Origin of the sequence: uncultured Chryseobacterium sp. (assembly GCF_913776365.1) — a bacterium.
Taxonomy (GTDB): Bacteria; Bacteroidota; Bacteroidia; order Flavobacteriales; family Weeksellaceae; genus Chryseobacterium.
The window spans coordinates 1-8,818 of sequence record NZ_CAJYMO010000279.1 but is presented as its reverse complement, the minus strand read 5'-3'; the positions used below and the strand labels follow the sequence as shown (position 1 = coordinate 8,818).

The window sequence follows — 8,818 nt, the reverse complement described above, 5'->3', positions numbered from 1 at the left end:
GTTGACCGCAAAAAGCTGGACCATCCGGTGATTGATTTTGACTTTTACGAACTGAAGGAAGGAAAACTGAAAACCATTGTGGTCTACACCAAACATGCCCGCGGAATGGTGGCCCGCTTCTGCGCCGAGACCCGGGCACAGACGCTGGACGATGTGAAAGCGTTCAACTATGAAGGCTACAGGATTGATGAAGAAAAGTCGACTGATAATAAACTGGTTTTTACACGATAAATGACAATTTCTGAATTTAAAAAACATTTCTGTTCCGCGCTTTCCGGGCTCTATACAGAATCGGAGACCGCCTTTCTGGCTTCTTTATTTGTGGAGAAAACCGTCGGTTTCAACTCTTTTTACCAACGCAGGTTCGGCCGTCAGGAATTACTGAAAGAGGACGAACGTCAACTGCTGTATATTCTTTCTGAAATGGAAACCGGAAAACCGTACCAGCATATCCTGGGGGAAACCGAATTCTACGGGATGACGTTTTCGGTGAATGAGCATGTCCTCATTCCCCGTCCGGAGACCGAAGAGCTGTTGGAACTCGCCATCAAGAAAATCCAGAGCTCCGGGCTGTTCGACATTCAGGACCTGAAAATTCTTGATATCGGGACAGGCAGCGGCATTATTCCGCTGGTCCTGAAAAAATATTTTCCCCATGCTGAAGTGTCCACCATTGATTTTTCTGAAAAAGCACTGGAAGTTGCCCGGAAAAATGCGGCATCGCACCGGCTTGAAATCAATTTCATCCATGCAGACTACCTGAACAGTGATCTGACTGAAAATTTTCACATCATCATTTCCAATCCGCCTTACATCGGTATTGATGAAGTCCCTGAAATCGAAGATTCGGTAAAGGGCTTTGAACCTCAGATGGCGCTTTTCTCCCCCGTTCCGGATGCCCTGGTCTTCTACAGGAAAATTGCCGCTGATTCGGCAAGGTACCTGAAGACCAACGGAATGCTGTTCCTGGAAATCAACCAGAAGCTGGGTCCCGAGACGCTCGAACTTTATCAGAAGGATTTCGCTGAATCTTTTCTGCTGAAAGATCTCTCCGGAAATGACCGGTTTGTTTTCGGACGGAAATAACAGGCAAAGAAATGGGTTACGGATCGTTCAGGATCTTAAAAATGATGCACATTGAAATTCATTACCGGACCATATACTAATTTCAACTTACTATCCGTTATCAGGAAAACTGATACTATGATACGGATACAAGTTTTCCTGATTTCCATTTTATTCCTCAGCATTTCATTCCCTGCACAGGAGTTCACAACCTTTAAAAACGGCATGATCTACAGTGACTCCACCATGTCCAAGCTTAGTAAAACAGTGGATTCCCTGCATCTGAAATATAAAACCTGTGACCTTACCAAGGTTTTCTACGCAAAACAGCAGTTGAAAGGGTGTATCATCCGGATGAAATCGGGAAACATGGCTCAGGCTAAAAAAGATATGGAAAGCCAGATCTCCCTGGAAAATTTCATTTTAAAATATCCTGAGGCACAGGTCCGGAAAGATATTCTGATCATCCGATCCAACAGAAAGGACGGTACGGACCATGAAATTATTTACGATGAAATTCCGGTTAAGGACAGTTACGGATTAGATATAAGGCAGAAGTATAGAAAATCCCTGTATGAAAAACCTTCCAAAGGCACGTGGGTTTTATCTTACCAGGAAAAAACGGCATATTCGGAAGAATCTGTAGATGCTTTTTATTTTCCCGAAAACTTTACAAGCATTTCGCTGGATCGAAAATATACGAAACAGATTATTTATTCTGACTGCCTGACGGATATTTCAACCGGTAAATTTACAGACAATGCAAAAAGTGACAGATATACCAGTGCCGTGGTTTCATTACCGGAAAACTGGCGGAAGCTACCGGTACGGGAAAAGGAGGAACTACTGGATTCCATGCGATCCGCTCAGGCAGTAGGCGGTTGCAGCCAGGACATGAGTCCCAGGATACAGGCCATCAATATGGCCCTGCTGTCAGCCGAAACGGGCAGATGGGAAATATTCCTGAAATCTCATCTTGATATGATGAATGACCGGTTTGAGCGGGTTTCAGACGGCAGTTATGCATGGAAAGACAGAAAAACCTACATCCGTGAGCTGGAAGAACTGGACATACATGTGCCGGACCTTCTTTTCGGAACTTTTTTCCGGTTGGAGAACGGAGAAAAAAATCATTACTACAGCAGCATTCCGCGATTAGGCCGTGCCATTTCAGAATCAAAGGAAAAAATAAAGTTCATGGACCAGATGATTTTCATGATGGAAGATGAAAAACTGGATGACTATAATCGGTTAATGGCTTATTTTCTGTACCTGAACTGTAACGGGTATACAAAAAGCTCCACAGAAAAGAAGATCAACCATTACCGGCTTATGACAGCTGCAAAAAAACTGCCTGTATACCTGGCGGAACAGATAACCGATGAAGATACGTAAAAACAAAACCAGTGAACTTCAATGATTCACTGGTTTTCTACCTGTAATGCGAGATGATTTTATCCTATCCTTTTCCTTACAAAAATCTCATAGCTTAGGTAAATAAGCGGCAGTGCCATGATCCCGATGTATAATGAGTTGGCTATTGCAGCGGCTGGCTGGTTGAGTACCGCATAGACCAGACCGAAGAAAGCACCTCCGAGATGGGCAGCGTGGCCGATATTGTCGTGCTGGCTCGGATTCAGCATCATGTATACTGAATAGCTGAAATATAACAGTCCGAAGATAAATCCCGGAATACCGATTGGAATAAAGAAAATAAAAATCTTTATGGCCGGATATAGCGCAATGGCAGCAAACAGGATCCCGGACACTCCACCACTCGCACCGATCGCAGAATACCAGGGCTGTTTCTGATAGATAAACAGCGAAAAAAGATTTCCTAAAATAATCGATCCGAAATAAATCAGGATAAATCCGATATTCCCGAAACCTTCAAGCACGATAGGCCCGAAAAAATACAGGGTCAGCATGTTGAATGCGAGGTGCATAATATCCGCATGCAGAAATCCTGCAGAGATCAGGCGGATGTATTCTTTCCGCTGGGCTATGGCACCAACGCTGAATTTATACTTTTCAAAAATGCTGTTGTTGTTAAGAGCAGCCAGGCTGATGATGGCTGTAATGACAATGATCGCAATAATTATATTCATTCTTTACTTTTAGTGTTTCCATACACAAGTTCTGTGCTATTCTGAAAAGCAGCTGTGTTCGGTGCATCATTTGTCAGAGTTCGGACCCTTTTCCGGTTTTGCGGTCGGTAAAAACACGGAATCCCGGTATTTTCCTGCCAGAATGTACTTCTATTTTTTAGAAACCCTGTAGGTCTTTTTTCCCGAACGTGTATTGACCTGTACTACATATTCGCCGGGAATGTAAGCGGAAAGGTCCACCGAACCGCGGATATTGTTTATTTGCTGCAGCGCCAGTTTGCGGCCTTCCAAAGTATAGATTTCCACAAAAAGAATGGTCTCTTTTCCTTCAACAGTTACGAAATCTGCTGCCGGATTGGGATACAACCTGAACTGATCTGCCGCTGTGATGTCTTTTGTTCCGAGCTGACTGCTGATAATGTTCACCGTATAATCCCTGGTTTCACCGGAGCCGAATGGGGAACAGGCGTCTAAGGCGCTGATGCTGCTTCCGTAGGCCCTGGACCTGATCCGGAGAAGCGTATTCCCGTTGGCCGCAGAGGCCGGCACCGTGAAAGTTTTGGTATTCTGGGTGACCATAGAATTGACCAGCTGCTGGTATTCCTGCTGCTCGAAAACACCGTTCCGGTTTTCATCCAGCCAGATACCGATAACGGCTTCCGATGAGGTGGAAGTGTAAAACTGATACGCCTGGCCGGCATTCAGGGTCGCGGTTGTATTTCCCGAAGCAGGATAAGCATGATAAAATTCATTCTGTGCAGAGAAGGTCTGGTGGTTAAAAGCAGTGGAATTGATTCGTATTTCAATAAAAGAAGGATCAGTATCGCCTCCCAGATTTGACACACATACATTCTGAGCATAAGAAAGACCGGTGAAAAGAATACCAGCCAGTAAAGATCGTTTCATATAAAAAGATTTAGGAAGCAAATCTACAAAAAATTCATTAACGAAACATTGTTGCATTAATATTTTCACTTATTGTATAAAACAGCGTGTTTACTGAATACAGAGGGATCAATGACATTTTTATCGTAGTGCAGCTCATTCCCAAAGATGTAAAATAATCCGTAAATTTGTATAGGCGCAAACAGATGTGCCGGGTGCAAAATTGCATTATTATATGAAACAGATCAGAAACACCAATGCCAAGACGGAAATTTTAAGCCTCATCAATAACTCGGAGGTCGCATTGTCGCATGCGGATATCCAGAAAAAAATCGGAGATCTGTGCAACCGCGTAACGATCTACCGGGTACTGGAACGTCTTGAAAAAGAAGGAAATATCCATAAGGTCACCAATGTGGACGGAGTGGTTAATTTTGCCAGATGCAGCCATTCCTGTCAGGAAGACGGACACTCGCATGACCATATCCATTTCAACTGCGAAAAATGCCATTCCGTCAGCTGCATAGAAAACCGGATGCCGGCCATCAGCCTCCCTGACAATTTTACAGCCAGCAGCTATAACCTTGTGGTCAGCGGCATCTGCCCGAAATGCCAGCCAATAAAAAAGGATGACAGCGTGGAAGTCTGATTCCGTTTCAGAATATAAAATCAAAAAACAAGACCAACCTGCGCGCAGATTGGTCCTGTTTTTTATAAAGCACCGCTTTTTTCAGCAATTTCCGGTGAAAGGTTATTTTATTTGCCCGTGGGGGTCTCATCACTCTTGAACAGGTCACCGATCATTCCACCGTCGTCGTCAGATTCCGTACGTTCGGGTTCTTCATAGGTTTCCGGTTCTTCTGCCTGTTCAGGAATCGTGAAATTAATGGACTTTACCTTGAATTTGGTAAACTGGTTTCCAATGGCTTTGATTCCTTTTACAGAGATAAACTCATCAATGTTGATGGTTTCAGGCTCCCGCTCCTTTCCTTTATCCTTGGCAAAAATAATTTCTGCGGTAGCGCCGTTCGCTACAATAATGGTCTCGATAAATGACTTTGGATGTTCGGAAGGCATGAAAGTCTGTACATTCGGTGTGTTTTCAAGCACAAAACGCTTGATGAAATACATTTCCTTCTCGGCATCATAATAGATACAGGTCACCGGCTGGCTGGGCCTCAATTTTTCCAGTACCAGATATTCGTCATCAAAACGGTTTCCGAGATCAAATGAAATCAGCCTGGCTTCACCGTTGGTATTAATGGTAAGGATTTTATTGTCGCCTTTAAAGTTCCCTAAAAGCGTTCCCCGGCCATCTGCGTTCAGTCTTCTTACGGTATCGTCATACCATATTTTCCTGGGTGCCAGTGTAGAAACCCCTTCTTCTTTCAGGTCTACTTTCTTTATTGAATATTTTGTCACCAGGTTTCCTTTGGTATCCCTTCCTTTGATAGCCAGTTCGGAAAAATCCAGGTCCATTTTATTTTTCCTGATCCTCGGGTTAGGCTTTAACAGGACGCTTACGATTTCCGCTTCCCCGTTCGGATTGGCTGAGAAATAAAGCATTTCCGATCCTTTCTTATCGGAAGCCAGCGGATAATCCGTGTTTCGGGTCACTCCGGTGACAAAAAACCGTTTCATATAATACGGTCCGTCGCGGCCTTCACGGTAAATCATGTTATATACGGTACGCCGGTCGTTCTTTTTCCAGACGGCGACGTGCAGGATATCTTTTCCGATGAATGTCTTAGGTTCCACTTTTACCACCTTCATGCTTCCGTCTTTGCGGAAGGTAATGATATCATCGATATCGGAACAGTCGAACAGGTACTGGTCCTTTTTCAGGGAAGTCCCGATAAAACCTTCTTCAAAATTGGCGTAGAATTTCTCATTCGCTACCGCAACCTTCGTAGCATCAATGGTATCGAAAATCCTGAGTTCGGTTTTTCGTTGTCTGGTCTTGCCGTATTTCTTCTGGATGTTCAGGTAATAATCGATGGCATACTGAACGAGGTTCTGCAGGTGATGCTTCACCTGCTCGATCTTTCCTTCGAGGGCAGCAATGTTCTCCTTGAACTTGTTCAGGTCGAACCTGGAGATCCTCTTGATCCGGATTTCGGTAAGCCTTAGAATATCCTCTTCGGTCACCGCCCTCAGCAGATGTTTGGTATGCGGCTTCAGGCCTTTGTCTATGGTCTTCAGTACCTGTTCCCAGGTTTTCACCTCTTCGATATCATGGTAGATCCTGTTTTCGATAAAGATCCTTTCCAGGGAAGAAAAGTGCCAGCTTTCCTGAAGCTCGTGAAGCTCGATCTCGAGTTCCTTTTTAAGCAGGGAAACCGTATGGTCGGTATTCATCTTCAGGATGTCCGATACGTTCATGAACATCGGCTTATCCCCTACAATCACGCAGGCATTCGGTGATATCGTCACCTGGCAGTCTGTAAATGCATACAGTGCATCGATGGTTTTATCCGGGGAAACGTCATTGTGAAGATGGATCAGGATCTCTACTTTGTCTGAAGTATTGTCCTCAATCTTTTTGATTTTGATCTTGCCTTTCTCATTGGCTTTGATAATGGAATCGATCAGGTCGCTGGTGGTTTTGGAATACGGAAGCTCGGTGATGATGAGCATATGCTTGTCATGCAGCGAAATCTTTGCCCGCGCCCTCACCTTGCCGCCGCGGTGGCCGTCGTTGTATTCCGATACGTCTAAGTATCCCGCCGTCAGGAAATCAGGGAAAAGTTCGAATTTCTTTCCTTTAAGATACGCAACGGATGCCGTAATCAGCTCATTAAAGTTATGCGGAAGGATCTTGGTAGATAATCCCACACCGATTCCTTCCACGCCCTGGGCAAGGAGCAGCGGAAATTTTACCGGAAGATCAATCGGTTCATTGTTTCTTCCGTCATAGGATTTTGCCCATTCCGTGGTTTTGGGGTTGAAGACTACTTCCAGGGCGAAAGGCGTCAGTCTTGCCTCGATATACCGGGCTGCCGCTGCAGAATCTCCGGTATAGATGTTTCCCCAGTTTCCCTGGGTATCGATCAGCAGTTCTTTCTGGCCTATCCCCACCATAGCATCCGTGATGGAGGCATCTCCATGCGGATGGTATTTCATGGTATTTCCAACAATGTTGGCTACCTTATTGTAACGCCCGTCCTCCAGCTCACGCATGGAATGCATGATTCTTCGCTGAACGGGTTTGAAACCGTCATATACCGAAGGAATCGCCCTGTCCAGGATTACATAAGAAGCGTAATCCAGAAACCAGTCCTTGTAAAGGCCGGAAACTTTTTTCAAGCTTTCCCCTTCGTGCGGGTTTTCTTCTGTCATCATTTACTATTAACTCTTTTTCTCGTTATTGGTTTTCACCACTTTATTCAGGGAGAATCTTAAATCCTGGGTTTCCTTTCTGGTAAGGTATGAAATTTCATATTTCAGGATCGTGGAACCGCTGTTCTTGCTGGATATGGTGATATACAGCCTTTTCATGAAGAACAGGTCGATCACCTCATATTTTATCAGCTTGTATTTGGGAAACTCATCGCTCAGCGGCTTCTGCAGAAAAGGGATGATGTTCCTGTTTCTGAAATGAAGCGCTTCTCCGTCGCTGTCATATTCAAAAATCTGTCTTCCGTTCAGGTAAAACAGCAGCATCAGCAATGCCGGTGCCAGAATGAGTACCAGGCTTTCCTTTCCCAGGATGTCGAACCTGTATTCTTCCAGAAAATAAGCTGCCGTTCCTGCCAGCAGAAATATGATCAGAAGTGTATTGATAAAGCTGTATACCGAACTTTTATTACGGTTGCTGAGTCTCATTATATCAGTTTATTTGAATTTTGATGGTAAATATTTATAAAATGTTCCGGAACCTCTTTATCCGGCTGCTCCATCATCAGGAATTTCTTTCTTCTCAATATCCGGATTTTCCACCACCAGGTTCTCCAGGATAAAGGTCTGCCGGTCCGGTGTATTCTTCCCCATATAAAACTCCAGCAGCTGATCGATCGTCTGGTCTTTTCCGGCCACTACCGGTTCCAGGCGAATGTCTTTCCCGATGAAATGCTTGAATTCATCCGGCGAAATTTCTCCGAGCCCTTTAAACCGTGTGATTTCAGGATTCTTCCCCAGTTCATTAAGCGCTTTTACCCGCTCGGCTTCGGAATAGCAATACCTTGTTTCTTTCTTGTTTCTTACCCTGAAGAGCGGTGTCTGCAGAATATAGAGGTGCCCGTTCTTGATCAGGTCCGGAAAGAACTGCAGGAAAAAGGTAATCATCAGCAGCCGGATATGCATTCCGTCGACATCGGCATCCGTCGCAATAATGACCTGATTGTAACGCAGGTCTTCCAGGCTTTCCTCAATATTCAGGGCGGCCTGCAGAAGATTGAATTCTTCATTCTCATAGACCACCTTCTTGGTCAGTCCGTAGCAGTTCAGCGGTTTCCCTTTCAGTGAGAATACAGCCTGGGTTTCCACATCCCTTGACTTGGTAATTGATCCTGAAGCGGAATCCCCCTCCGTGATAAAGATCTGTGTCTCCCCTTTCCTTTCGTTTTTCTGGTCGTTATAATGCTGCCGGCAGTCGCGGAGTTTTTTATTGTGAAGGGAAACCTTCTTGGCACGCTCCCTGGCCAGTTTCTGGATCCCGGAAAGTTCTTTTCTTTCGCGTTCGGAAATCAGGATTTTCCGCTGGATGGCTTCTGCTACTTCCGGGTTTTTATGCAGGAAGTTATCGAGCTTGCTCTTCAGGA

At 44.8% G+C, this 8,818-nt stretch carries 9 protein-coding genes; 4 read left to right on the top strand and 5 right to left on the bottom strand.

Going from position 1 to position 8,818, the window contains the following annotated elements; all coding sequences use genetic code 11:
- From yaaA to QZ735_RS14675, 3 genes are all read left to right on the top strand, one after another.
- A partial coding sequence (gene yaaA, locus QZ735_RS14685) for a peroxide stress protein YaaA (RefSeq protein WP_294249815.1) occupies positions 1-231 on the top strand: 231 nt, incomplete at its 5' end.
- Positions 232-1,086 (top strand): peptide chain release factor N(5)-glutamine methyltransferase, encoded by an 855-nt coding sequence (gene prmC / locus QZ735_RS14680; RefSeq protein WP_294249813.1) that lies wholly within the window; start codon positions 232-234, stop codon positions 1,084-1,086.
- A gap of 117 nt (positions 1,087-1,203) precedes the next feature.
- Positions 1,204-2,460 carry a hypothetical protein gene (locus QZ735_RS14675; RefSeq protein WP_294249811.1) on the top strand — a complete coding sequence of 419 codons (1,257 nt, stop codon included), beginning with the start codon at positions 1,204-1,206 and terminating at the stop codon, positions 2,458-2,460.
- A gap of 59 nt (positions 2,461-2,519) precedes the next feature.
- On the opposite strand, the gene QZ735_RS14670 is transcribed toward QZ735_RS14675, so the two are convergent.
- Together QZ735_RS14670 and QZ735_RS14665 are read right to left on the bottom strand one after the other, a co-directional pair.
- Complete coding sequence (locus tag QZ735_RS14670) at positions 2,520-3,173, bottom strand: rhomboid family intramembrane serine protease (RefSeq protein WP_294249809.1); 654 nt, start codon at positions 3,171-3,173, stop codon at positions 2,520-2,522.
- 150 nt (positions 3,174-3,323) lie between these two features.
- On the bottom strand, positions 3,324-4,079 hold the full coding sequence (locus tag QZ735_RS14665; RefSeq protein WP_294249807.1) for a GEVED domain-containing protein: 756 nt from the start codon (positions 4,077-4,079) through the stop codon (positions 3,324-3,326).
- Between the two features lie 214 nt (positions 4,080-4,293).
- Here QZ735_RS14665 and QZ735_RS14660 point away from each other — a divergent pair, with 214 nt between their 5' ends.
- Entirely contained in the window at positions 4,294-4,707 is a 414-nt protein-coding gene (locus QZ735_RS14660) for a Fur family transcriptional regulator (RefSeq protein WP_294249805.1), read from the top strand.
- 107 nt (positions 4,708-4,814) lie between these two features.
- Here the strand turns inward: QZ735_RS14660 and QZ735_RS14655 are convergent, their stop codons facing one another.
- The 3 genes from QZ735_RS14655 to QZ735_RS14645 form a co-directional block, all read right to left on the bottom strand.
- A complete protein-coding gene (locus QZ735_RS14655) occupies positions 4,815-7,400 on the bottom strand; it encodes a DNA gyrase/topoisomerase IV subunit A (protein WP_294249803.1) in 2,586 nt (861 codons plus the stop codon).
- A 6-nt stretch (positions 7,401-7,406) separates the two neighbouring features.
- On the bottom strand, positions 7,407-7,883 hold the full coding sequence (locus QZ735_RS14650; RefSeq protein ID WP_294249802.1) for a hypothetical protein: 477 nt from the start codon (positions 7,881-7,883) through the stop codon (positions 7,407-7,409).
- Between the two features lie 57 nt (positions 7,884-7,940).
- A partial coding sequence (locus QZ735_RS14645) for a toprim domain-containing protein (protein ID WP_294249800.1) occupies positions 7,941-8,818 on the bottom strand: 878 nt, incomplete at its 5' end.